This is a genomic window from Streptomyces sp. NPDC047000 (assembly GCF_040644295.1).
Lineage (GTDB): Bacteria > Actinomycetota > Actinomycetes > Streptomycetales > Streptomycetaceae > Streptomyces.
Window position 1 is genome coordinate 265,095 of record NZ_JBEYWE010000002.1, and the last position, 24,060, is coordinate 289,154.

General features: G+C 71.1%; 19 protein-coding genes. 15 read left to right on the forward strand and 4 right to left on the reverse strand.

What is annotated here, in order from left to right; all coding sequences use genetic code 11:
* The first annotated feature begins 175 nt into the window (after nt 1-175).
* The 3 genes from ABZ862_RS04530 (at nt 176) to ABZ862_RS04540 (ending at nt 3,205) form a co-directional block, all read left to right on the forward strand.
* Nucleotides 176-661, forward strand: coding sequence for an RICIN domain-containing protein (locus ABZ862_RS04530; RefSeq protein ID WP_360952090.1), 486 nt, complete (start codon nt 176-178; stop codon nt 659-661).
* A 202-nt stretch (nt 662-863) separates the two neighbouring features.
* Nucleotides 864-1,850, forward strand: a complete 987-nt coding sequence (locus ABZ862_RS04535; RefSeq protein WP_360952093.1) for a glycosyltransferase family 2 protein — start codon at nt 864-866, stop codon at nt 1,848-1,850.
* Complete coding sequence (locus ABZ862_RS04540; protein ID WP_360952096.1) at nt 1,847-3,205, forward strand: polysialyltransferase family glycosyltransferase; 1,359 nt, start codon at nt 1,847-1,849, stop codon at nt 3,203-3,205. Before ABZ862_RS04535 ends, ABZ862_RS04540 begins: the two co-directional genes overlap by 4 nt.
* An 84-nt stretch (nt 3,206-3,289) precedes the next feature.
* Here ABZ862_RS04540 and ABZ862_RS04545 read toward each other — a convergent pair whose 3' ends face one another.
* From ABZ862_RS04545 to ABZ862_RS04555, 3 genes are all read right to left on the reverse strand, one after another.
* Nucleotides 3,290-4,453, reverse strand: coding sequence for an acyltransferase (locus ABZ862_RS04545; RefSeq protein WP_360952099.1), 1,164 nt, complete (start codon nt 4,451-4,453; stop codon nt 3,290-3,292).
* A gap of 208 nt (nt 4,454-4,661) precedes the next feature.
* Nucleotides 4,662-6,077 carry a polysialyltransferase family glycosyltransferase gene (locus ABZ862_RS04550; RefSeq protein ID WP_360952102.1) on the reverse strand — a complete coding sequence of 472 codons (1,416 nt, stop codon included), beginning with the start codon at nt 6,075-6,077 and terminating at the stop codon, nt 4,662-4,664.
* The gene (locus tag ABZ862_RS04555) at nt 6,077-7,057 is read right to left on the reverse strand and encodes a glycosyltransferase family 2 protein (RefSeq protein ID WP_360952105.1); all 981 of its coding nucleotides are present in this window, start codon (nt 7,055-7,057) and stop codon (nt 6,077-6,079) included. Before ABZ862_RS04555 ends, ABZ862_RS04550 begins: the two co-directional genes overlap by 1 nt.
* A 198-nt stretch (nt 7,058-7,255) precedes the next feature.
* Here ABZ862_RS04555 and ABZ862_RS04560 point away from each other — a divergent pair, with 198 nt between their 5' ends.
* Genes ABZ862_RS04560 through ABZ862_RS04575 form a run of 4 tightly spaced genes read left to right on the forward strand, consistent with a single transcriptional unit; the run spans nt 7,256 to nt 12,252 of the window.
* The gene (locus ABZ862_RS04560; protein WP_360952108.1) at nt 7,256-8,569 is read left to right on the forward strand and encodes a DUF6716 putative glycosyltransferase; all 1,314 of its coding nucleotides are present in this window, start codon (nt 7,256-7,258) and stop codon (nt 8,567-8,569) included.
* A gap of 50 nt (nt 8,570-8,619) precedes the next feature.
* On the forward strand, nt 8,620-9,954 hold the full coding sequence (locus ABZ862_RS04565; RefSeq protein ID WP_360952111.1) for an N-acylneuraminate cytidylyltransferase: 1,335 nt from the start codon (nt 8,620-8,622) through the stop codon (nt 9,952-9,954).
* 13 nt (nt 9,955-9,967) lie between these two features.
* Nucleotides 9,968-10,906 carry an N-acetylneuraminate synthase family protein gene (locus ABZ862_RS04570; RefSeq protein WP_360952114.1) on the forward strand — a complete coding sequence of 313 codons (939 nt, stop codon included), beginning with the start codon at nt 9,968-9,970 and terminating at the stop codon, nt 10,904-10,906.
* A 38-nt stretch (nt 10,907-10,944) separates the two neighbouring features.
* Nucleotides 10,945-12,252: a hypothetical protein gene (locus ABZ862_RS04575; RefSeq protein WP_360952117.1), complete on the forward strand. Its 1,308-nt coding sequence runs from the start codon at nt 10,945-10,947 to the stop codon at nt 12,250-12,252.
* A gap of 32 nt (nt 12,253-12,284) precedes the next feature.
* On the opposite strand, the gene ABZ862_RS04580 is transcribed toward ABZ862_RS04575, so the two are convergent.
* Entirely contained in the window at nt 12,285-13,379 is a 1,095-nt protein-coding gene (locus tag ABZ862_RS04580; protein WP_360952119.1) for a class I SAM-dependent methyltransferase, read from the reverse strand.
* Between the two features lie 411 nt (nt 13,380-13,790).
* Between ABZ862_RS04580 and ABZ862_RS04585 the strand changes: the two genes are divergently transcribed.
* The 8 genes from ABZ862_RS04585 (at nt 13,791) to ABZ862_RS04620 (ending at nt 23,953) form a co-directional block, all read left to right on the forward strand.
* On the forward strand, nt 13,791-15,044 hold the full coding sequence (locus tag ABZ862_RS04585; RefSeq protein ID WP_360953071.1) for an amidohydrolase: 1,254 nt from the start codon (nt 13,791-13,793) through the stop codon (nt 15,042-15,044).
* A gap of 298 nt (nt 15,045-15,342) precedes the next feature.
* Complete coding sequence (locus ABZ862_RS04590) at nt 15,343-16,371, forward strand: BMP family ABC transporter substrate-binding protein (protein WP_360953074.1); 1,029 nt, start codon at nt 15,343-15,345, stop codon at nt 16,369-16,371.
* Nucleotides 16,372-16,737: 366 nt separating this feature from the next.
* On the forward strand, nt 16,738-17,787 hold the full coding sequence (locus tag ABZ862_RS04595) for a BMP family ABC transporter substrate-binding protein (protein WP_360952121.1): 1,050 nt from the start codon (nt 16,738-16,740) through the stop codon (nt 17,785-17,787).
* A gap of 317 nt (nt 17,788-18,104) precedes the next feature.
* On the forward strand, nt 18,105-19,778 hold the full coding sequence (locus ABZ862_RS04600) for an ABC transporter ATP-binding protein (protein ID WP_360952124.1): 1,674 nt from the start codon (nt 18,105-18,107) through the stop codon (nt 19,776-19,778).
* Entirely contained in the window at nt 19,775-20,899 is a 1,125-nt protein-coding gene (locus ABZ862_RS04605) for an ABC transporter permease (protein ID WP_360952127.1), read from the forward strand. The genes ABZ862_RS04600 and ABZ862_RS04605 overlap by 4 nt, the downstream gene beginning before the upstream one ends.
* A complete protein-coding gene (locus ABZ862_RS04610) occupies nt 20,899-22,161 on the forward strand; it encodes an ABC transporter permease (RefSeq protein ID WP_360952130.1) in 1,263 nt (420 codons plus the stop codon). The genes ABZ862_RS04605 and ABZ862_RS04610 overlap by 1 nt, the downstream gene beginning before the upstream one ends.
* The gene (locus ABZ862_RS04615) at nt 22,158-22,586 is read left to right on the forward strand and encodes a cytidine deaminase (protein ID WP_360952133.1); all 429 of its coding nucleotides are present in this window, start codon (nt 22,158-22,160) and stop codon (nt 22,584-22,586) included. The genes ABZ862_RS04610 and ABZ862_RS04615 overlap by 4 nt, the downstream gene beginning before the upstream one ends.
* A gap of 83 nt (nt 22,587-22,669) precedes the next feature.
* On the forward strand, nt 22,670-23,953 hold the full coding sequence (locus tag ABZ862_RS04620; RefSeq protein ID WP_360952136.1) for a thymidine phosphorylase: 1,284 nt from the start codon (nt 22,670-22,672) through the stop codon (nt 23,951-23,953).
* Nucleotides 23,954-24,060: the final 107 nt, after the last annotated feature.

Genomic DNA, 24,060 nt, shown 5'->3' on the forward strand with positions numbered 1-24,060 from the left:
GGGGTGCCGATCTTCGCCGTGGAGAGAAAGAAGGCGTGCGTTGCGCGCCGGTTCGGCGGCTGTTCACCCCTGCCGGTCCGAAAAGATGTTCACGGAACACCTGCTCGATCCGTGAGGATCTTGTCGTCCGACAAGACGGCGGGGCGACAGCCCCGCGGGCGAAAGGTCTCCTGGCATGAGCAAGAAGTCCTGGGCCGCAGTGCTGACGGGTGCGACGGTCGTCGCGACTCTCTCGATGGGGGCGGGAACGGCGTCGGCCGCCGCGGACGCCTCCTACATCTGGCAGAACGGCAAGAGCGGCAGGTGTCTGTCCATCGGGAGCGGCGGCAGCACGGCCGACGGTGCCAATGCCGTCATCTACGACTGCAACGGAGGGGCCGAGCAGTACTGGACCTACTACACGTCGGGTGAGCTCGTGAACGCCAAGAGCGGCAAGTGCCTCTCTCTCGCGAGCGGCGGTGGCACGGCCAACGGCACCGAGGCCATCCAGTGGACCTGCAACGGAGGGGCCGAGCAGGCCTGGAGCTACTCCGGCGCCGGGGAGTTCGTCAACCTCAAGTCCGGCACGTGCCTGTCCACCGACGGCGGCGGCGGAACGGCGAACAACACCAAGGTCATCATCTGGAGCTGCAACGGCGGCTTGGAGCAGAACTGGTACTGAGCACACCGGCACCGACGGGCCGGTGAGAGCGCGGGGGTGGCGGGGCCGGGACCGGCCGCCGGCGCCCCCGCGCGGGCGTGGACGCCACCCTTGGCCGTTCCGTCACCCCTCGTTCATCTGGCGGCCGGGGGAGGTTCGATTTCAGGCGTCGAACGTCTTTTACCGTCACGGGACCCGTCCTTGAGAGAGCCCAGGTGTTCGCGTGACCAACCGCCCCCCGAAACTGTCCGTGATCGTCCCTTGTTTCAACATTGAGGCATACATATCGGACACCGTGACGAGTCTTGTCAACAACACCCGGGACGACTTCGAGTTCGTCTTCGTCGAGGACCGGTCGACCAAGGACAAGACGTACGAGGCGCTGCTGGAACTGACCAGGCGGCTGAAGAACGGCCGGGTGATCCGGCACGAGCAGAACGGCGGTCTGGCCACCGCGCGCAACACCGGGATCGATGCCGCGGAGGGTACCTACCTCACCTTCCTCGACGGTGACGACTGGCTCGCCCCCGGCTATCTCGCCGATCTGGTCGGCTGCATCGAGCGGTTCGACGTGGACTTCGTACGGACCGACCACGTCCAGGTCACCGGCGTCGAGCGCAGCCTCCAGCGGGCCCCGGAGGGCCGCAGGCACACCCCGCTCGACCCGCGCAGCTCGATCCTCCCGGTCGACGACACGACGATGGTCGACTACCCGTACGCCTGGGCGGGCGTCTACCACCGGCGGCTCCTCGACCGCGGGATGCTGCGCTTCCACGACGGACTGCGCACCGCGGAGGACCGCCCCTGGATCTGGGACCTGCACCGCCGGGCGGAGTCCTATGTGACCGCCAGCCTGCGCGGGGTCTTCTACCGCCGGGGTGTGGCCAGCTCGCTGACCCAGATCGGCGACGTCCGTCAGCTGGACTTCTTCCGCTCCTTCGACCTCGTGCTCAAGGAACTCGCCACCGACCCCGAGGCCGGCACCCTGCGCAAGAAGGCACTGCGCAACTACTGCGTCGTCATAGCCCACCAGCTCCTGGACCGCGGCCGCTTCGAGCGCAGTGTCGCGGGGCGGCTGCGGCAGCTCGCCGCGGAGGCGCTCGGGCGGATGACCGAGGAAGAACTCAACGAGGCGCTCATCGGCATGGGCGAGGAACGCGTCCACACCCTGCGGCGCATCCGCGGCGGAATGAAGGGAGTCGCGGCATGAGCGGCACCACCGGTACGACCCAGATCTTCTTCTCGGCCACCCAGTACGCGGCCGCCACCGTCACCGCCGCCCTGCGCGCCGGTCTCTTCGGTCCCCGCTCCGAGCACCGCCGCATCCTGGTCGTCAGCAACACCGCCGCCGTACCCGAGGTCGGCACCCCGCTGGACCGGATGCCCGGCTTCGAGAAGCTGCGCCCGGAGTTCGACGAGGTGCGCTCCTGGAACGAGTTCATCTCCCCGCACCACCCGGCCGGCTGGTCCCCCAGGGCCCAGGACGCGCTGCTGTGGGAGAAGGCCGTACGGCTCGCCTGGGATCTCGGCGACGACGAGATCGAGATCGCCTGCGAGTCCATCCAGGCCAATCCCTCCCGCGCGGTCGCGGAGATCTTCGCCGACAGCCCGATCCACGTCTACGCGGACGGCCTCATGAGCTACGGCCCGACCCGCAACCGCATCCCGCACGGGATGAGCAGCCGTATCGCGCGCGTCCTGCACCTCGATCTGATACCCGGGCTGCGCCCGATGCTCCTGTCCGAGTACGGCGTCCCGTCCGAACCCGTCCCGAAAGACGCCATCGTCGAGGTCCTCGCGCAGATCGGTGCGGAGGGCGCGGGCATCGTCGCCGACCGGACACCCGGCGAGAACCGCCCCACCGCCGTGCTCCTCGGCCAGTACCTCTCCGCGATCGACTTGATCACCCAGGAAGAGGAGGAGGCGCTGCATGTCCGTATGCTGCGCGCCGCCGCCCGGGCCGGGCACCGCAGCGTGCTGTTCAAGGCCCACCCCAGCGCGCCCCCCGTCTACGGCAGGACGCTGACGCAGGCGGCGGAGGAACTGGGGGTGCGGCTGACCGTCCTGAGCGAACCCGTGCTCGCGGAGACCGTGTTCGCCGTCCTGAAGCCGGACCTGGTCATCGGCTGCTTCTCCACCGCCCTGATGACCGCCGCCGCGTTCTACGGCATCCCCGTCGCCCGGGTCGGCACGGACCTGCTCCTCGATCGCATCACACCGTACGAGAACAGCAACCGCGTGCCCCTCACGATCATCGACGCGGCCCTCCCCGACGCGGAGCACGGCAGCGTCGGTACGCCGCTCGAACTCGACGCCCTGGCCGACCGGCTGGCACCGCTGATCCGTACCGTCGGCTACTGCATGCAGTCCCGCAAGCACCCCGGACTGCACCACGAGGCGAGCGCCTGGCTCACCGCCCATCTCCACCGGCATCCGCACTACTTCAAGCGGCGCCGGCTGACCACGCTGCGGCTGCCCGGCGGCAGCACGGTCCGTGCCGAGGCACTGCGCCGCAACCCGACGGTCCGCCGGGTCGTCCGCCGTATCCGCGCCGCCCAGTCCTGACCGGCCGGCGCATCCCGGACCGGCCGCCCCCGCCGCACCGTCGGATCCGCCGCACCGTCGGATCCGTCGGGGCGGCCGGTCCCGTCATTTCGCCGGCCGGGCCGCCGGCAGGACCAGCGCACGCTTGAGCCGGGGCCCGAACGGCTTCTCCACGAAGCGGTGCATCAGCCAGGCCAGGGCCAGCAGACCCGTCACGGACAGCGCCAGCGTCGGGTAGGCGCCGAGACCGAACCCGCGGTGCAGCACCCGGATGGCGAACCAGCCCAGGTGCTCGTGGATCAGGTAGAACGGATACGTCAGCGCGCCCGCGATCGTCAGCCAGCGCCAGTTCGCCCAGCGGGTCCAGCCCAGCGCCACCACCGCCACGCTCGCGAAGGACAGGAAGACGATCGCCTGGATGACATGCGGGTCGCGGTGGAAGTCGCCCTGCATCCCCGGGTGCCACAGCGCGGTCACCGAGTAGCGCTGCCCCAGCAGGAACGACATGCCCACGATCCCCCACAGCAGCAGATCGCTGCCGTGGCGGTGGATCAGGTACAGGGCGAGACCGCCGATGAAGTACGGCGCGTGATCGCGCATCACCACTTCGTCGGTGATCGGAAGACCGGCGACCCGGGCGAGGGGACCCGCCAGCGTCCACAGGATGCAGAAGATCACCACACGGCGGTAGGTGACGCCCCGCCAGATGACGAAGAGGGCGAAGAGCACGTAGAAGCGCATCTCCACCCACAGTGTCCAGCACACCCCGAGCACCCGGGGCGAGCCCATGGGCTGCTGGAGCATCGTGAAGTTCAGCAGGAACTCGTCGGAGCGCAGCGGGTGCACGACCACCGGCAGCAGAAGGGAGGCGGCGCCCACGATCAGCAGCGCCGCCCAGTACGCCGGGTACAGGCGCGCGACGCGGGAGCGGAAGAAGTCGCCCAGTGACCGGCCCCAGCTGCTCATGCAGATCACGAAGCCGCTGATCACGAAGAAGAACTGGACGCCGAGGCAGCCGTAGGTCGCCGCTCGGGACAGCGTGGGGAAGACCTGGCTGGGGGACTGGTGCCAGGACGCGCCGATCTCGCCGTTCTTTCCGGCGAAGTGGTAGAGGCAGACCATCAGGGCCGCCAGCAGCCGCAGCCCGTCCAGGGTGCGCAGCCGGTCCGCCGCGCGCGGGCGGGGGGCGGAACCTCCCGGGAGCGCCGTGCGCCCCTTGGCCCCCGGGGCCCGGTCCGTGGGTGCCAGGGTCAGGTCAGCCGCATTCATCGAGGCTCTTTCTGGGCGTGTGTGCAGGGGAGGTGCGGAAGAGGCGACGCTACGGACCGCCGGCAGATCACAGGGAATCCGGCACCGACCCACAGGTGTCGCGCATATGGCGCATGGATGAACAAGCGACCGAGGGCCGGGCGTCATGGGGGGAAACACCGCACGCCCCCGTTCCGCCAGGGAACGGGGGCGTGAACAGCGGGGGCCGTCAGCGCCGGGACAGCGCCCTGGCGCGGCGTGCGAGCCGGCGCACGGTGGCGTTGCGCGGGATGAACGCCAGCTGCGCGGGCACGGCACCGGGCAGGGCCAGCGAGGTCAGCCGGCGGCGCTTGAAGTACCGCCAGGTGGCGTGGTTGAGATGCCGTGCGAGATAGCGCTCGGCGTCGCCGCGCAGATGCGGGTAGATCCTGGACTGCATGGCGAAGCCGACCGCCTTGAGCAGCTCGGCGAGTTCCTCCACCCGCTGCGGGGTCGGCATCGACCAGCCCGTCACCGCGTCCCGGTCGGCCAGGTCGGGCAGCAGCGCGTCGACGATGGTGACCGGGACGCGGTTGCTGTTCTGGTACGGGGTGAGACGGGCCAGCAGGCCGTGCGTCCCGGTGGTGGCGACGGGGATGCCGTACAGACCCGCCGCCGTGAACAGGGCGGTGGAGAAACAGCCGACGACCAGGGCGGGCCGCAGCCGCTGGAACGCCACCTCGGCGAGCACCGGCCGCTCCAGCAGGGTCAGTTCGACACCGAGCCGCGCCGCCTCGTCCTCCAGCGCCCGTGACCAGCGGGCGGGCGCCACCGGATGCGGTTTGAACACCAGGCGCCGGTGTCCGAGCGCCGCGGTGCCCCGCACCATACGCAGATGCAGTTCCTCCTCCTCGGCGTCGCTGAGGATGTCCAGCGCCGAGAGGTACTGACCTAGCAGCAGCGCGGGCCGCTCCGTACCGTCGGCCGTGCCCGTGCCGTCGGCTGTGCCCGTGCCGTCGGCTGTGCCGGAGCCGGAGCCGTCGGCTGTGCCGCTGCCCGGCAACTCGGCTTCTGCTTCGGCGAGTTCGCCGAGCACCTTGCGGAACGCCTCGGCCGGCACCAGCTCCGGCGCCACGCCGAACTCGGTGAGCAGCAGGGGGGTGAGCCCGGGGACCAGATCGAGGTGCAGCAGCCGGTCGATACGGGTACCGACCAGCGGATCGATCTTGTCGCGGGTGGGGCCATAGCTTATGAGGCCGTCCGCGTAGACGTCGACGGGTGCGCCGGTGAACATCTGACACAGCGCCAGCGCCGGATTGACCTGGACGGACTCCACGGTGAGCCGGATCGCGTCGTCACCGAGGTTCCACAGCAGCCGCAGATACCGCTCCCACATCGGGACGTCGTCGCCGCGGGGGCTCCAGCCGCTCGGGTGGAAGGGGCTGATGGTGTCGTTCCAGGACAGCACCCCGTCGAAGCGCTCGGCGACGCGGCCGAAACCGGGCATCGTGTCGAGGGACGGTGACGTCTCGGGGCTTGCCGCGTTGTTGGTGACGAGCAGCAGCCGCCGGTCGGCCGGCGCGAAGAGACCGGCGTCGAGCGCGGCGCACAGTGTCGCGGCGCCGTAGAGGGTGGACGCGCAGAAGACGTGGGTGGTGCGGGGCATCAGGCGACCGCCGTCCTGGCGTTCACCGGCCTGCGCTTGAGACGGCGCAGCCGGCTCGCCCGCTGGGGGTCCATCGAGTCCATGACCTCTGCCAGCACGTCCTGCGGCAGTCGTTTCAGGGCGGCCGCGCTGAATGCGCGCAATTGTCGGGCCACGGCGGGTTCGAACCTCTCGATCGATCCGAGGTGGTGGGCCATGATGGCACAGTAGGTGCGCACTGCTTTCGGCAGCAGCCTGTCGGCTTCGGGGTCCTGCGCCGTTTCGTCGATGACCTGGTCGAAGGCGCGAATGAAATCGAGCTGCCGCACATCGCCGATCTGGGTGAGCGACGAGCTGACGCCGCGCCGGTAGTACACGCCGAGCAGGCCCACCGCGGCGAAGGAATCCGCCTCCCGGTGCAGTTTCCAGATCCACGGCCGGTCCTCCGCCGTGCGCAGTCCGTGGGTGAAATGCAGCAGCCCGCGCTCGATCAGCCTGCGGTGGTAGACACCGGCCCAGGCGTACGGGTAGTCCACCGAGGTGGACCGGTCGGCGGGCAGGATCGAGTCCCGCGGCCTGAGCACCACTCCCCGGCGGCCCTGCGGCACCCGGTTGACGGTGCGGGCCCTGGCGGTGCACTGCACATGGTCGGTGCGCACGAAGTCGCAGCCCAAGTCCTCGATGGCGGCAAGGAGTCTGGGGTAGTAGCCGGGGGCGAGCCAGTCGTCCCCGTCGAGGAACGTCAGATACTCGCCGCGGGCCCGGTCGATGCCGGAGTTGCGCGCGGTCGCCAGTCCTCCGTTCCGCTCGTGCCGGACGAGCACGGCGCCGGGCAGCTCGCGCTCGGCCCGCGCGAGGATTTCCGGCGTCTCATCGTGCGAACAGTCGTCGACGAGAATGAATTCGAAGTCCTCACGTGTGTTCGCGCGCAGGCTCTTCAGCGTGTCTGGCGCATATTGCTGGACGTTGTAGAAGGGCACGATGACGGAGAGCTTGACCACGTGACAGACGCTAGAGGGCGGCCCGGGATCCGTGCTGACCGATGGGTGGATACCGGGTGAACCACACGTGTCGAAGCTGTGAACCAGATTTCTTTCCTGTGTTCCCCGGGCCCGATTCGCCGTACGGCGATGTGTTGTTAACCTTTTGTTGAGTTCGGGTTGGGCCCGACCTAGAAATTGCTTCCTACGGTCTTCGACGTGCCAGCAAGTGCAACGAGGACCCAACGGACAGCCGTACTCGCCGATTCCGACACCCGGTGGAAATGGGGCGCGCTCACAGCGAAGCGTGTCGTTCCCGCCGATTCGGACATGCGGCTCGACGGCTATCTGCTCCGCGGACGCGCCACACCGACCGCCCGTCAGCTCCAGGAGGTCGGCGTCCACGCGGACTCGCTCCGCGAGGTCACCGCCGTCGAATTCCTGCGGACGATGAGCGAGGAGACGTACGACGTCGTCGTCCTCTCCCTGGTCGGCGGGGGAGTGCAGGCCATGCTGCACGGGCTGCGGCACACCTGGGCGAGCGCCGCCGAACGGCCCGTCGTCGTCACCGGGTACGTCGGCGTCGTCTACGAGAAGCTCGCCGACGGACTGCTGCTGCGCCACGGCGCCGACCTCGTGCTCGCCAACTCCCGCCAGGACGCGGAGCGTTTCCGCGCCGTGTACGAGGGGGTCGGCGCCGACGCGTCCGCGGTGACCGAGGTCGCCCTGCCGTTCCTCGGCGGCGCTCCCTACGTTGGCCCGAACGACCCCTTCACGGTGGTGTTCGCCGCCCAGCCCTCCGTACCGGAGAGCCGCAAGGACCGCACCTACCTGCTGGAGCGGCTGATCCGCCACGCCCGCACCCACCCCGACCGCGAGGTGCTGCTCAAACTGCGCTCCAAGCCGGGCGAACACACCACCCACATCGAGGAACTGCCCTACCAGAAACTGGTGCAGAACCTCGACGCACCCGCCAACTTCCGCCTGGTCTACGGGCACATGGGCGAGGTCCTCGACCGCACCGACCTCCTGGTGACCGTCAGCTCCACCGCCGCCCTCGAGTCGCTGCACCGCCGGATCCCCACCGCCGTGCTCACCGACCTCGGGGTGCGTGAGGGGCTCGGCAACCACCACTTCATCGGCTCGGGCTGCCTCACCTCCTGGGACCGCCTCGACGCGGGACACCTGCCCGAACCCGACCCGGAGTGGGTCGCCCGGCAGGGCGTCGCCGCCGACGGCGAGTACGCCACCGTCTACGACACGGCGCGCGAGCGGATCACCAAACTGCTCGCCCGCCCCGGCGGACTGCCGCCCCTGAACCCCTACTACACCCCCGCGACCGCGCCCGGATACCTGCCGGGCATCCTCGCCCGCCACCACCTCGGCCCCGACGGCGCCCCGCTGCCCGGCGCGCCCGCCGCCGACCGGCAGCCGGGACCGGTCCGCCAGATCGTCCGCCGCGCGGCCCGCGGTGCCTACCGGCACGGCGTCCAGCGCGTCGCGCCGGTGATCCGGCGGATGGGCGAGCTGTGACAGCCGTGCTCCCCCGGCGGGGAGACGACGGAACCGAAGGAGCAGAGCCGATGTCCGACTCCCGTGCCGGCCAAGGCGCTTCGCAGCGCCGGGTGCTCGCCGTGATCCCCGCCCGCGGCGGATCCAAGGGCGTGCCCCTGAAGAACATCGCCCCGGTCGGCGGCGTACCGCTGGTCGCCCGCGCGGTCCGCGAGTGCCTCGCCGCCCGGCATGTCACCGACGTCGTGGTCTCCACCGACGACCAGGCCATCGCCGCCGCCGCCCGGCACGCGGGCGCCGAGGTCGTGATACGCCCCGCCGCCATCGCCGGCGACACCGCCACCTCCGAGTCGGCCGTCCTGCACGCCATGGACGCCCACGAGGAGCGGCACGGGGCCACCGTGGACGTCGTCCTGCTCGTCCAGGCCACCAGCCCCTTCCTGGTCCGCGAGGAGATCGACGGCGTCGCCGCCGCGGTCGCGGAGCAGGGCGCCGACACCGCCGTCACCGTGGCCCCCTTCCACGGCTTCGTCTGGCGCGACGCCGCCGACACCCCGGCGAGCGTCGACCCGCAGGCCGTCACCGCCGTGGGCGAGGCGGTCGCCGCCGCCAACTCCGCGGTGATCGAGGGCGGTTACGGCGTCAACCACGACAAGTCCTCCCGCCCGCGCCGCCAGGACCGCCCCCAGGACCTCCTGGAGACCGGCGCCGCCTACGCCATGGACGCGGCCGGCTTCCGCAAGCACCTGCACCGCTTCTTCGGCCGTACGGAACTCGTCCGCACCGACCCCGCCCGGGTCCTGGAGATCGACGACCCGCACGACCTCGCCCGCGCCCGCGCCCTCGCCCCGCTCTTCGACGCCGGCCGGCCCGATTCCCTCCCGACCGCCGACGACATCGACGCGGTCGTCCTCGACTTCGACGGCACCCAGACCGACGACCGGGTGCTGATCGACTCCGACGGACGGGAGTTCGTCTCCGTGCACCGCGGGGACGGCCTCGGCATCGCCGCCCTGCGCCGCAGCGGCCTGACGATGCTGATCCTGTCCACGGAACAGAACCCGGTGGTCGCCGCCCGGGCCCGGAAACTCAGGATCCCGGTCCTGCACGGCATCGACCGCAAGGACCTCGCGCTCAAGCAGTGGTGCGAGGAGCAGGGCATCGCGCCCGAGCGCGTGCTCTACGTCGGCAACGACGTCAACGACCTCCCGTGCTTCGCCCTCGTGGGCTGGCCCGTGGCGGTCGCGAACGCCCACGACGTCGTCCGCAGCGCCGCCCGCGCGGTCACCACCGTGCCCGGCGGCGACGGCGCGATCCGGGAGATCGCGGGCTGGCTCCTCGGCCCGTCCCTCGACGCTCCCCGCACGTCCGCCCCTTCCGAGAACCCCGCCCAGCCCACCCAGTGAGGACCCTCTTTTCATGAGCACCAACTCCCGTCTGCGCACCTTCGGTTCCCGCGAGGTCGGCCCCGGCAGGCCCGTCTACGTCTGCGGCGAGATCGGCATCAACCACAACGGCGACCTGGAGAACGCGTTCAAGCTCATCGACGTGGCCGCCGAAGCCGGCTGCGACGCCGTCAAGTTCCAGAAGCGCACCCCGGAGATCTGCACCCCCCGCGACCAGTGGGACATCGAGCGGGACACCCCGTGGGGCCGCATGACCTACATCGACTACCGCCACCGCGTGGAGTTCGGCGAGGACGAGTACCACCGGATCGACGAGCACTGCAAGGAGCGGGGCATCGACTGGTTCGCCTCCCCGTGGGACACCGAGGCCGTCGCCTTCCTGGAGAAGTTCGACGTCCCCGCCCACAAGGTGGCCTCCGCCTCCCTCACCGACGACGAGCTGCTGCGCGCCCTGCGCGCCACCGGCCGCTCCGTCATCCTCTCCACCGGCATGTCCACCCCGAAGCAGATCCGGCACGCCGTCGAGGTCCTCGGCTCCGACAACATCCTGATGTGCCACGCCACCTCCACCTACCCGGCGAAGGCCGAGGAGCTCAACCTCCGCGCGATCAACACGCTGGAGAAGGAGTTCCCGAACGTCCCGATCGGCTACTCCGGCCACGAGACCGGCCTCCAGACCACCCTTGCCGCGGTCGCGCTCGGCGCGGTCTTCGTCGAGCGTCACATCACCCTCGACCGCGCCATGTGGGGCTCCGACCAGGCCGCCTCCGTGGAACCGCAGGGCCTGCAGCGCCTGGTGCGCGACATCCGCACCATCGAGGCGTCCCTGGGCGACGGCGTCAAGAAGGTCTACGACTCCGAGCTCGGCCCCATGAAGAAGCTGCGCCGCGTCACCGGCGTGGTCGCCGAGGCGGAGATCGCCGCAGCGGCGGGCGAGCCGGTCTCGGTTTGAGACCGGACCACTCCGGATTACGGGACGGTCTGACGAGGATGAGCACCCGCGCCGGCACCACGGCCGGCAGCACGGCCGGTTTCACCCCGCACACTCTCGCCTTCGTCGAGAGCCCGGTACAGCTCCTGAACGTGCTGGAATGGGCCCACGCGCACGCCATGGGGACCGCGGGGGCCGCGGAGACCGCGGAAAGCACGGGTGCCGCAGTGCCGCCCGGCACGTCCGGTGCGCCCGGCACGTCCTCCGGCACCTCTGGTGCGTCCGGGGAGTCCTGTGCGTCCCGTGTGTCCCGTGCGCCGGAGGACGGCTCGGGAACGGGCGGGGCGGCAGAGGCGCCCGGGGTGCCTGAGGCAGGCCGGGTGTCTGGTGCCGCCGAGACTTCCGGTGCGGGGCTCACCCTCGTCGTCCTGTCCCCCACCGACCCCATGACCCGGGGCCAGCTGCGCCGGATGGCCGAGCTGGCCCGGGACGAGGGGTACGAGGTCCGCTGGGAGGAGGCGCGGGGCGGTCCCGCCGCCCCCTTCCACACCGTCGGTGGTCTGACGCCGCTGCTGAGGCGGGTCGGCCGGGTGGTGATGGGGGACCCGTTCTCCCGCTACGTCCAGCTGCTGCTCACCATCACGCGGGCGCGTGAGCTGGTGGTCGTCGACGACGGCACCGCCACGATGGAGTTCGTCGCACAGCTCGCCCGGGGCGAACGCCTGGTGCGCTGGCACCGCAAGGGCGGCCGCCCCGGCCCCCGCGACCTGCTGTTCGCCCCGGTGTCGTCCTCGGCGCGGCGCCGGCTGACGCCCGGCCGGCGGCGCCGGGTGGAGATCTTCTCCTCCATGCCCATCGACAGCGTCCCGGCGGGTGTGACCGTCACCGCGAACGACTTCGCCTGGACCCGCGCCCGGTTCGGCCCGCCCCGCATCACCAAGGGCGCCGACATGGTGGGCACCTCCCTGGTGGAGACCGGCGTCGTCGACGGCGACCGCTATCTCGACGCCGTACGGGGCCTGGCCAGGGCGCACGGCGCGACCCGCTACTTCGCGCACCGGCGGGAGAGCGCCGAGAAGCTGCACCGGCTGGCGGTCGAGACCGGCCTCGAGGTCGTCCGCCCCGATCTCCCGCTGGAGCTCATCGCCCGGCGCGGGCCGATCGGCAGGACGGTCCTCAGCTTCCCGTCGACCGTCGTGCACACCCTGCCGCTGGCGCTCGCCGGAACCGGCGTACGGGTCGCGGTGTGCGACATCGACCCCGCCTGGCTGACGGAGAACGCCTCGCCCCGGGCCCATGGCTTCCTCTCGGACGTCACGGGAACCGCCCGGGACGTGCACCGGCTCCCGGCGGTGGCCACGGCGTAGGAACCCCGGCCCCCGGAGGGGCTCTTCGGCGATCAGCGTCCGCGGGCGAGCACGAAGCCCCGCGGGCGCTTCTCGTCGCCCCAGGGCTCCCGGTGTACCCGGGCCAGGACGTGGAACCCGGTGTCCGCGAGCAGAGCGCCGATGGTCTCGGGGGTGCGCCAGTGGTAGTCGAGCGAGATGGCGTGGCCGTAGCGCTCGTCGAGGTGGACATGGCGTTCGCCGGAGTCCTCGGGCACCGTCTGGAAGGCCAGCAGCACATACCCGCCCGGGACCAGGACGCGGTGGAACTCCGCGAACGCCGACGGCAGATGGCGGTCGGGGACGTGGATGGTCGAGTAGAGGGCGAGGACGCCGCCGAGCGTCCCGTCCGGCAGGTCGAGGGCGGTCATCGAACCCACGTGGAACCGCAGCTCCGGATGCGCCTCGCGGGCCGTCGCCACCATCTGCGGCGAGACGTCCACGCCGAACACCGGGAGACCGAGACCGGCCAGGCGGGCGGTGACGTACCCGGGGCCGCTGCCGATGTCGGCGACGGGGGCGTCGGAGTGCTCCCGCACCAGCTCCGCGAAGGTGCCGAGGAGGGCGCGTTCGAGGTGGGCGGTCGGTCCGGCGGTGCTGTCGGGATGCTCGGCGGTGTAGTCGCGCGCGATGGTGTCGTAGGCGGCGCGGGTGGTGTCGAGGAACCGGGGATCTTCGGCGGAGGATGCCTGTCCGGCGGGGGTCGCGGCGGTCCGGGGCCCGGTGACCGCCGAGGCCGCGTCCCGCGCCGCCACGGGGGCCGTACCCGGAGCCGCCCCGGGCGTCCCGGTGGTGTCGGGCGCCGTCCTGAGGGTGCCCGCGGTCCCGGGCACCCCTGCTGTTCCGGCCGTGCCGGTCGTGCGCGCCGTGCCCGCTCTCCCGGCCGCGCCGTCGGTGCCGCCGCCGAGGGGCTCGGCCGTCCCGGGGGCCCCGGCCTGCGCGGCGGGCGTCGTGGCCGACGAGCCCGTGACGGTCGCTGTGGCCCGCGCGGCGGCCGTGATGCCGACGGAGGCGGCGGAGGCCGTGTCGCCGGCGGTGGTGGCCGGGTCGGCGGCGGGGGCCGCGTCGGTGGTGGCGGTCGTGTCGGGCACGTTCGTCGCGTGGGTCACGGGCCCGCACGCTACCCGGACGGCCGAACCGCCGTCCGCGGTTTTGCCGCACCGCGCCCGCAGCCGCCCCCGCCCCTCCCCGGCGTGGCGCGATCCCGGCTGGTGGACGGCTCGAGCGGGCCTTCAGTGCCGCGTGGTATCCCAGGAGAACGACGGAGCAGAAGTACAGAAGAGCAGCACAGAGCGACGAAGAGCAGCGAAGAGCACAGCGAGACGGGTGCCGGAGTGTGGCGGAAGTCACTCACCGTGGATTCCATGATCGACTCGGCCTGGGAGGCGCGAGTTTACCCATCTCATCCGGCAGCCATGCCTGGGACGGCCAGTTTTTCTTCCCCTGAGGGGCTGAAGTTTTGCTGATCACGGGTCAGCCGGCCGCCTTGGCGTCCTACCCTTCAGAGGGTGAACCAATTGATGTCCCGAGAGTCCGAGGCCGAATCGCCCGGGGACGCAGCGCCCCTCCCCGGCATCCTGAGCGAAGAACTGTTCGCCGAGCTCGTCGCGTTCCGGCGCGACCTGCACATGCATCCCGAACTCGGCAACCAGGAGTTCCGCACGACGGCCGTCATCAAGGCGCGCCTCGAGAAGGCGGGCCTCCGCCCGCGCGTACTCGGCATCGGCACCGGTCTCGTCTGTGACATCGGAGACATCGGGGACACCGGGGCGGACGGGAGCGCCGCGTCCGGCACCCCCGTCCTGGCCCTGCGGGCGGACATCGACGCGCTGCCGATCCCCGACGCGAAGAGCGAGTGCCCCTACCGCTCCACCGTGCCCGACCGGGCCCACGCCTGCGGCCACGACGTGCACACCACGGTCGTCCTGGGCGCCGGTCTGGTGCTCGCGCGGCTGCACCGCGAGGGACGGCTGCCGCGGCCGGTGCGCCTGGTGTTCCAGCCCGCCGAGGAGGTGCTGCCCGGCGGTGCCGTGGACGCCATCGCGGCCGGCGTGCTGGAAGGGGTGGGCGGCATCCTCGCGGTGCACTGCGACCCCCGCGTCGACGCCGGGCGGATCGGTCTGCGGCAGGGCCCCATCACCTCCGCCTGCGACCGCCTGGAGGTCGCGCTCGACGGACCCGGCGGCCACACCGCCCGCCCGCACCTCACCACCGACCTGGTCACTGCCGCCGCCCGGGTGGTCACCGACGTGCCCGCCGTGGTCGGCCGCCGCGTCGACACCCGCGCCGGTCTCGCCGTCACCTGGGGCCGTATCGAGTCCGGCCACGCGCCCAACGTCATCCCGCAGCACGCCGAACTGTCCGGAACCGTACGGTGCCTGGACATCGAGGCGTGGCGCACGGCGCCGGACATCGTGGTCGCCGCCATCGACGAGGTGGCCAACCTGCACGGCGCCAAGTCCGAGATCAACTACGTCCGCGGGGTGCCGCCGGTGGTCAACGCCCCCGGTATGACCGAGCTGCTCCGGGACGCCCAGACCCTGCGGCGCGGCGCGGCCACCGTGGAGGACACCGAGCAGAGCCTCGGCGGCGAGGACTTCTCCTGGTACCTGGAGCAGGTCCCCGGCGCCCTCGCCCGCCTCGGCGTCCGCACCCCGGGCGAGCGCACCGTCCGCGACCTCCACCAGGGCGACTTCGACGCCGACGAATCGGCGATCACGGTCGGCGTGGAGCTCTTCACGGCGGCGGCGCTGATGTACGCGGCGGACGCCTGACACCGGTGCGTCGGCAGGGGACGCGGAGGTGCCCGATCCGCACCTCCGTGTCCCCTTGTGTCATCCCCTCGTAACCGGGTTGCGCCGCCTGTAACCGGAGGTCGGCACGAATCGGTAACGGCCGGGCGGAACCCCGTTCCCCTCCCCTTCTACGCGCGTTACTGTGCGCCGAAATCGCCTTCAGCGGCGGCCAGTTGGGGACGCGGTCCGGTGACGGTGCCGTGGGGACGAAGGGGTACTTGCTGTGCGTCTGATCTCTCGGAGGAACTCTCGCAGGACGGGGTTCTCCCGCGCCGCGGTGACCGTGGCCGTCGTCGCCCTCGCGGCCGCCGGATGCGGCAAGTCCAGCAGCGAGTCCGCACCCGCCCCGTCCAAGGACGGCAAGTACGCCGGCAAGGGCATAGGCCTGGCCTACGACATCGGCGGCAAGGGTGACCAGTCCTTCAACGACGCCGCCTACCAGGGCTTCCAGAAGGCCGAGAAGGAGTTCAAGATCGGCGGCCGGGACGTCGAGCCGCAGGACAACGAGTCCGACGCCGACAAGATCCAGCGCCTGGAGACCCTGGCCAAGTCGGGCTACAACCCGATCATCGGCGTCGGCTACTCCTACGCCCCCGCCGTCAAGGCCGTCGCGGCGAAGTACCCGAAGATCACCTTCGGCATGATCGACGACTCCACGATCAAGGCGGACAACGTCGCCGACATGGTCTTCGCGGCCGAGCAGTCGTCGTACCTCGCCGGTGTCGCCGCCGCCTCCGCCACCAAGAAGGACCACATCGGCTTCATCGGCGGCGTGGACATCCCCCTCATCCACACCTTCGAGGCGGGCTTCGACCAGGGCGCCAAGTCGGTCGACCCGAAGATCAAGATCGAGTCGCAGTATCTGACCCAGACCGCGGCCGAGGGCGGCTTCGCCAGCCCCGACAAGGGCAAGGCCGCCGCCCAGGGCCAGCTGGACGCCGGCGCCGACGTGATCTACCACGCGGCGGGCCTCTCCGGCCAGGGTGTCATCCAGGCCGCCGCGGCCGCCAAGGCGTGGGCGATCGGTGTCGACTCCGACCAGTACCAGCAGTCCGCGCTGGCCGCTTACAAGGACCACATTCTCGGTTCCGCCCTGAAGAACGTCGGCGGCGCGGTCTACGACCTCGTCAAGTCCGTCGTCGACGGCAAGCCGGAGAGCGGACTCGTCGAGGGCACCCTCAAGACGGGCGGCGTGGGCTTCGCCGACACCAACCCGAAGTACCAGGCCATGAAGGACGTGGTGGCCGCGGTCGAGAAGGCCAAGCAGGACATCATCACCGGCAAGGTCACGGTCGCCGCCAAGTAGGACACGCCCGACGGGCGACGCCCGGCCGACCGCCACGACGGCGCCGACCACGAGGCGGCGGCCGGCCGACGGACAGGACGGCGTCGCCGGTGAGGTCGCGGTCGCCGATGCGCGGGACCTCGCGGACGGCGAGGTCACAGCCGTCGGCCCGGGGGAGGAGGCTCCGCCCGGGCCGGTCGGGCAGGGTTCTCCCCGCCGTGCCCCTTGCCTCGCGCGAGGGGCACGGCGCGTTCCGTACTCTGGGAGTCGCTGCGGCCACAGCTCGGTAACGGACCGGACAGATGGGTTTTTCCCGCTCGTCTACGCGCGTTACGCTGCGGCGGAATCAGCGCCTGGTAAGGGCGCATGCACAAAGGAGCAACTTCCATGCACCGGGTGTCCCGAATCGCGGTTGCGGGCATCGCAACCGCCGCCCTTGCCGTCACCGTTTCCGCATGTGGCAGCTCGTCCAGCGAGTCCACCGGCGGAAGCGGGAAGTCCAAGGGCATTGGTCTCGCGTACGACGTCGGCGGCAGGGGCGACCAGTCGTTCAACGACTCCGCCTATGCCGGTTTCCAGAAGGCGGAGAAGGACTTCGGCGTCAGCGGCCGTGATGTCGAGCCGCAGGACAACGAGTCCGACGCCGACAAGGTGCAGCGTCTGGAGACGCTCGCCAAGTCCGGCTACAACCCGGTGATCGGCGTGGGCTTCGCCTACGCGCCGGCCGTCAAGGAAGCCGCGGCGAAGTTCCCCAAGGTCACCTTCGGCATCATCGACGACAACACCATCAAGGCCGGCAACGTCGCCGACATGGTGTTCCACGAGGAGCAGTCCTCCTACCTCGCGGGTGTCGCCGCCGCCCTCACCACCAAGACCAACACGGTCGGCTTCATCGGCGGTGTGGACGTCCCGCTGATCCACAAGTTCCAGGCCGGCTTCGAGCAGGGCGTCAAGGACACCAAGAAGAACGTCACCGTCAAGTCGCAGTACCTGACCCAGACCGCGGCCGAGGGCGGCTTCTCCAGCCCCGACAAGGGCGAGACCGCCGCCGAGGGCATGATCGGCGACAAGGCGGACGTGGTCTACGCGGCCGCGGGCCTTTCCGGCCAGGGCGTCATCAAGGCCGCCGCCGCGCACAAGGTGTGGGCGATCGGCGTCGACTCCGACCAGTACAACCAGGCGGCGCTGGCGAAGTACAAGAGCTCCATCCTCACCTCGGCCCTGAAGAACGTCGAGGGCGCGGTGTACGACCTCGCCAAGTCCGTCATCAAGGACAAGAAGCCGCTGAGCGGTGAGGTCCGCGGCTCGCTGGAGAACGGCGGCGTCGGTCTGGCCGACTCCAACCCGACCTTCAAGAACAACGCGGAGCTGCAGGCCGCGCTGACGAAGGCCGAGGCCGGCATCAAGAGCGGTTCCATCACCGTCAAGTCCTCCTGACCTCCGCACCGGAGCACAGGGCGGCACGCTCGGCACAAGGTCACGGGGCGGCCGGAGGCCCATCCGGTCCGCCCCCGGCCGGAACGGCGCTGTGGCAGCGGCGTCATGGAGACGGAACGGGGTGTGGGGAGGATTCTCTCCCCGCGCCCCGTCTGCGCGGCAGAATGCTCGGGACGGATCGAGACTGAAAACGATCGATCCGGACCGGGTTTATTTAAAGCAGGGGCGCTACGCGCGTAGAGTGGCCCCTTTCCCCAGGAGAGTGCGCCATCGACGCGTCCAGCAGCCCTCCGCTCACCGCCGGATCGACCGTCGCGGTGGAGCTGACGGGAATCACCAAGAGGTTCCCGGGTGTCGTCGCCAACAGCGACATCCACCTCTCTGTCCGAAAAGGCACCGTGCACGCCCTGGTCGGTGAGAACGGCGCCGGCAAGTCGACCCTGATGAAGATCCTCTACGGCATGCAGAAGCCGGACGAGGGCACCATCGCCGTGGACGGCCAGGAGGTCGTCTTCCACAGCCCCGCCGACGCCATCGCCCGCGGCATCGGCATGGTGCACCAGCACTTCATGCTGGCCGACAACCTCACCGTCCTCGAGAACGTCGTCCTCGGCAGCGAGAAGCTCCACGGCATCGGCGCCGGCGCCCGCAGGAAGATCAAGGAGATCTCCGACCGCTACGGCCTCGGCGTCCGGCCCGACCTGCTGGTCGAGCACCTCGGGGTCGCCGCCCGGCAGCGCGTCGAGATCCTCAAGGTCCTCTTCCGCGGCGCCCGCACCCTCATCCTCGACGAGCCGACCGCGGTGCTGGTCCCGCAGGAGGTCGACGCCCTCTTCGACAACCTGCGCGAGCTGAAGGCCGAGGGCCTCGCCGTCATCTTCATCTCCCACAAGCTGGGCGAGGTGCTGTCGGTCGCCGACGACATCACCGTCATCCGGCGCGGCACCACCGTCGGCACCGCCGTACCCGCCGAGACCACCCCGCGCCAGCTCGCCGAGATGATGGTCGGCAGCGAGCTGCCGACCCCGGAGACCGCCGAGTCGACCGTCACCGACCGGGCCGTCGTCGAGGTCAGGAACCTCACCGTGTACGCCGCGGGCGCCTCCCTCGGCGAAGCGGCGGAGCCCGAGCTCGCCACCACGCGGGGCGGCAGCACCACCGCGGGCAGCGTCCTCACCGAGACCGCCCTCACCGAGACCGTCGTCGTCACCGACGGCCCCAAGCGGGTCCTGGACGACGTGACCTTCACCATCCACGCCGGTGAGGTCATGGGCATCGCCGGCGTCGAGGGCAACGGCCAGACCGAACTCGTCGAGGCGCTGATCGGCCTCAAGGGCGCCGACTCCGGGCAGATCCTCTTCCAGGGCGAGGAGATCACCTCCTGGGCCACCCGCAAGCGCCGCGAGAAGGGCATCGCCTACATCCCCGAGGACCGCCACCGGCACGGCCTGCTGCTGGAGTCCCCGCTCTGGGAGAACCGCATCCTCGGCCATGTCACCGAGCGCCCCAACGCCAAGGGTTTCTGGCTCGACCCGAAGGGAGCCCAGGACGACACCCGGCGCATCGTCGAGGAGTACGACGTACGCACCCCCGGCATCGACGTCACCGCGGGCTCCCTGTCCGGCGGCAACCAGCAGAAGCTGATCGTCGGCCGCGAGATGAGCCACGACCCGAAGTTCCTGATCGCCTCCCACCCCACCCGCGGTGTGGACGTCGGCGCCCAGGCCGCCATCTGGGACCACATCCGCGCCGCCCGCCGCGAGGGCCTGGCGGTGCTGCTGATCTCCGCCGACCTCGACGAGCTGATCGGCCTGTCGGACACCCTGCGCGTCATCTTCGACGGCAGGCTCGTGGCCGACGCCGACCCGGCCACCGTCACCCCCGAGGAGCTCGGCTCCGCCATGACCGGCGCCGCGACCGGCCACCTGGAGCACACCGAAGACGGCGCCGAAGCAGGCGACGAAGCCGCCACCGAGGACGAGGACCGATGAAGAAGTTCGACAAGGAGCGGGTGCTCCTCGCGGTGGCCGGACCGGTCATCGCGATGGTCCTGGCGATCGCGCTCACCTCGATCGTGCTGCTGGCCTCCGACCGCAGCCCCATCGAGCCGTACCGGCTGATGCTCCAGCAGCTGTCGTACTCCGACGTCCAGGTGCTGATCATCAACCAGGCGTCGCTGTACTACATCGCCGCCATCGCGGTCGCCCTCGGCTTCCGCATGAACCTGTTCAACATCGGCGTCGACGGCCAGTACCGCCTCGCCGCCGTGATGACCGCCGTGGTCGGCGCCAACGTCAGCCTGCCCGCCGCGCTCCAGGTGCCGCTGCTCCTGCTGGTCGCCATGCTCACCGGCGCCTTCTGGGCCGGTATCGCGGGCGTCCTGAAGGTCACCCGGGGCGTCAGCGAGGTCGTCGCGACCATCATGCTGAACGCCATCGCCACCAGCGTCATCGGCTACGTCACCCTCGCCGACGTGTGGGGCGTACGGGTCGGCGACAACATGACCACCGGCACCATGCACAAGTCCGGCTGGATCCCCGGCATCAGCATGGGCTCCGGCGCGGGCGAGATCTACGGCCTGGTCTTCCTCGCGGTGCTGCTCGGCGTCCTGTACTGGGTCGTCCTCAACCGCACCCGCTTCGGCTTCGACCTGCGCGCCACCGGCGCCTCCGAGACCGCCGCCGCGGCCTCCGGCGTCGACGCCAAACGCATGGTGCTGGTGTCCATGCTGATCTCCGGCGCGGTCGCCGGCCTCGCCGGCCTGCCGCTGCTGCTCGGCGACACCCACACCTACAGCCTGAGCTTCCCGGCCGGCCTCGGCTTCACCGCCATCGGCATCGCCCTGCTCGGCCGCAACAACCCCGGCGGCATCGCCCTGGCCGCGCTGCTGTGGGCCTTCCTCGAGAAGGCGTCCCCGGCCCTCGACTTCGCGTCTCCGACCCCGTACGAGAAGGAGATCGCCACGATCATGGAGGGCCTGATCGTGTTCGCGGTCGTCATCTCCTACGAGGCCGTACGGCAGTGGGGCCTGCGCCGCCAGCAGAGCCGCGTCGGCGCCGAACTCGCCGCGGCCGCCCAGAACAACTCCCAGACGAAGGAGGTGGCGGCCTGATGTCCACCGCGACCGTGGCCGAGCCCAAGGCCCAGCAGCCCGCCCGGGGCAGCCGCCGGCTCTCGCTCCCCGTGCTCCTGCTGGTCATCGCGGGCGTACTGGTCCTGACCTCGATCGTCCGCCTGATCACCGGCGCGGACGGCATCACCTCCACCGGACAGATGTCCACCGCGCTGCGGCTGGCCGTGCCCATCGGCCTCGCCGGCCTCGGCGGCCTGTGGTCCGAGCGTTCCGGCGTCGTCAACATCGGCCTCGAGGGCATGATGATCCTCGGCACCTGGTTCGGCGCCTGGGCCGGCTACCAGTGGGGCCCGTGGACCGGCGTCGTCTTCGGCATCGTCGGCGGTGCGCTGGGCGCGCTGCTGCACGCCGTCGCCACCGTCACGTTCAACGTCAACCACATCGTCTCCGGTGTGGCGCTGAACATCCTCGCCCTCGGCACCACCCGCTACCTGTCGAAGTTCACCTTCGCCGACGCCCCGCAGGGCTCCGCCAAGCAGTCCCCGCCGATCGACTCGCTGGGCACCTTCGACATCCCCGGCCTGTCGACCTGGCTGACCGACCTCAACGACAAGCACTGGTTCCTGATCTCCGACCTCGCCGGCCTGATCGGCGGTCTGGTCACCGACCTGTCGCCGCTCACCGTCATCGCCGTCGCCCTGGTACCCGCCACCTGGTGGGTGCTGTGGCGGACCTCCTTCGGCCTGAGGCTGCGCTCCTGCGGCGAGAACCCGGTCGCCGCGGAGTCCCTCGGCGTCAACGTCTACAAGTACAAGTACATCGCCGTGGTGATCTCCGGCGGCTTCGCGGGCCTCGGCGGCGCGTTCCTGTCGATCGTCGCGTCCAACGTCTACCTCGACGGCCAGACCGCGGGCCGCGGCTACATCGGCCTCGCCGCGATGATCTTCGGCAACTGGATGCCGGGCGGCCTCGCCCTCGGCGCGGGCCTGTTCGGCTACACCGACAGCCTCAACCTGCGCGGCGGCACGGTCAACGTGCACGCGCTGATCCTGCTGCTGGCCATCCTGCTGGTGTTCGGCGCGGCCTACCTCGCGTGGCGCAAGAAGTACGTCCCCGCCGTGACGACCGCCGTGGTCGCCGTCGGCATGTTCCTCTGGTACTCGTTCACCAACGAGGTCCCGCGCCAGGTCGTCTCCGCCACCCCGTACCTCGTCACCCTGCTGGTGCTGTCGCTGTCCGCGCAGTCCCTCAGGATGCCGAAGGCGGACGGCCTGCCGTACCGGAAGGGACAGGGCAAGTGACCGCCGCGGCCGGCGCCGACCGGGACGGCCGGGACGGCCGGGAGGGCTGGGACGCCCTGCGCGCCGTGGCCCGCGAGGCCATGTCCCACGCCTACGCGCCGTACTCCGGCTATCCGGTCGGGGCCGCCGCACTGGTCGACGACGGCCGCACGGTCTCCGGCTGCAACGTCGAGAACGCCTCCTACGGCCTCGGCCTGTGCGCCGAGTGCGGGCTCGTCTCGGAGCTTCAGCGCACCGGCGGCGGCCGGCTGACGCACTTCACCTGCGTCGACGGCGACGGCCGCAGCCTCGTACCGTGCGGGCGCTGCCGCCAGCTGCTCTACGAGTTCGGCGGCCCCGGCCTGCTGCTCGACACGCCGGCGGGCATCCTCCCGCTCTCCGAGATGCTGCCCCAGGCCTTCGGCCCGGACCACCTCACCAAGTGACCCCCGTGACTCCCGCGCGGCCCCTCCGAGACACCCCGCCCCGGAGGGGCCGCACCCTTCGCACCCCCCAAAGGACCCCCCTCATGGCCATGGACGCCATCTCCGTCATCCGCACCAAGCGGGACCGCGGTGAGCTGACCGACGCGCAGATCGACTGGGTCATCGACGCCTACACCCGCGGCGAGGTCGCCGACGAGCAGATGTCCGCGCTCGCCATGGCCGTCCTGCTCAACGGCATGAACCGCCGCGAGATCGCCCGCTGGACGGCGGCCATGATCGCCTCCGGCGAGCGCATGGACTTCGCGTCCCTGTCCCGCCCCACGGCCGACAAGCACTCCACGGGCGGTGTCGGCGACAAGATCACCCTCCCGCTCGCCCCGCTCGTCGCGGCCTGCGGCGCGGCCGTCCCCCAGCTGTCCGGCCGCGGCCTCGGCCACACCGGCGGCACGCTGGACAAGCTGGAGTCGATCCCCGGCTGGCGCGCCCTGCTCTCCAACGAGGAGATGCTGCACGTCCTCGACACCACCGGCGCGGTGATCTGCGCGGCCGGCGACGGCCTCGCCCCCGCCGACAAGAAGCTCTACGCGCTGCGCGACGTCACCGGCACCGTCGAGGCGATCCCGCTGATCGCGTCGTCCATCATGTCGAAGAAGATCGCCGAGGGCACCGGCTCCCTGGTCCTCGACGTGAAGACCGGCACCGGCGCCTTCATGAAGACGATCGAGGACGCCCGTGAGCTGGCCGCCACGATGGTCGGCCTCGGCACCGACCACGGCGTACGGACGGTCGCCCTGCTCACCGACATGTCCACGCCCCTCGGCCTCACCGCCGGAAACGCCCTGGAGGTCCGCGAGTCCGTCGAGGTCCTCGCGGGCGGCGGCCCGGCCGACGTCGTCGAACTCACCCTCGCCCTGGCCCGCGAGATGCTCGACGCGGCCGGTCTGAAGGACGCCGACCCGGCGAAGGCGCTGGCCGACGGCTCGGCGATGGACGTCTGGCGCCGCATGATCGCCGCCCAGGGCGGCGACCCCGACGCCGGGCTCCCCGTGGCCCGTGAACAGCACGTCGTCACCGCCCCCGCCTCCGGCGTCCTCACCCGCCTCGACGCCTACGGCATCGGCGTCGCCGCCTGGCGCCTCGGCGCGGGCCGCGCCCGCAAGGAGGACCCGGTGCAGGCGGGCGCCGGCGTCGAACTCCACGCCAAGCCCGGCGACCCGGTGACCGCCGGTCAGCCCCTCCTCACCCTCCACACCGACACCCCGGACCGCTTCGCCTACGCCCTCGCGTCCATCGAGGGCTCCTACGACATCGCGGCCCCGGGAACGGCGTTCACCGCGTCGCCGGTGGTGCTGGAGAGAATCGCCTGATCAACCCCCTGACCAGGGGAAAACTCTTTCGGGTGAACGGGATCGGTGGACCTCCGCCGATTCCGTTCGGCATGCTGGGATCGGTGACGCACCGATTGGAGACCGCC

Bases quoted from the DNA above. Each gene is read 5' to 3' on its own strand.
- ABZ862_RS04585 (WP_360953071.1), top strand. From the start codon at position 13,791: ATGTCCCGAGAGTCCGAGGCCGAATCGCCCGGGGACGCAGCGCCCCTC.
- ABZ862_RS04550 (WP_360952102.1), bottom strand. From the start codon at position 6,077: ATGCCCCGCACCACCCACGTCTTCTGCGCGTCCACCCTCTACGGCGCC.
- ABZ862_RS04570 (WP_360952114.1), top strand. From the start codon at position 9,968: ATGAGCACCAACTCCCGTCTGCGCACCTTCGGTTCCCGCGAGGTCGGC.
- ABZ862_RS04595 (WP_360952121.1), top strand. From the start codon at position 16,738: ATGCACCGGGTGTCCCGAATCGCGGTTGCGGGCATCGCAACCGCCGCC.
- ABZ862_RS04565 (WP_360952111.1), top strand. From the start codon at position 8,620: ATGTCCGACTCCCGTGCCGGCCAAGGCGCTTCGCAGCGCCGGGTGCTC.
- ABZ862_RS04620 (WP_360952136.1), top strand. From the start codon at position 22,670: ATGGCCATGGACGCCATCTCCGTCATCCGCACCAAGCGGGACCGCGGT.
- ABZ862_RS04545 (WP_360952099.1), bottom strand. From the start codon at position 4,453: ATGAATGCGGCTGACCTGACCCTGGCACCCACGGACCGGGCCCCGGGG.
- ABZ862_RS04610 (WP_360952130.1), top strand. From the start codon at position 20,899: ATGTCCACCGCGACCGTGGCCGAGCCCAAGGCCCAGCAGCCCGCCCGG.
- ABZ862_RS04530 (WP_360952090.1), top strand. From the start codon at position 176: ATGAGCAAGAAGTCCTGGGCCGCAGTGCTGACGGGTGCGACGGTCGTC.
- ABZ862_RS04540 (WP_360952096.1), top strand. From the start codon at position 1,847: ATGAGCGGCACCACCGGTACGACCCAGATCTTCTTCTCGGCCACCCAG.
- ABZ862_RS04605 (WP_360952127.1), top strand. From the start codon at position 19,775: ATGAAGAAGTTCGACAAGGAGCGGGTGCTCCTCGCGGTGGCCGGACCG.
- ABZ862_RS04575 (WP_360952117.1), top strand. From the start codon at position 10,945: ATGAGCACCCGCGCCGGCACCACGGCCGGCAGCACGGCCGGTTTCACC.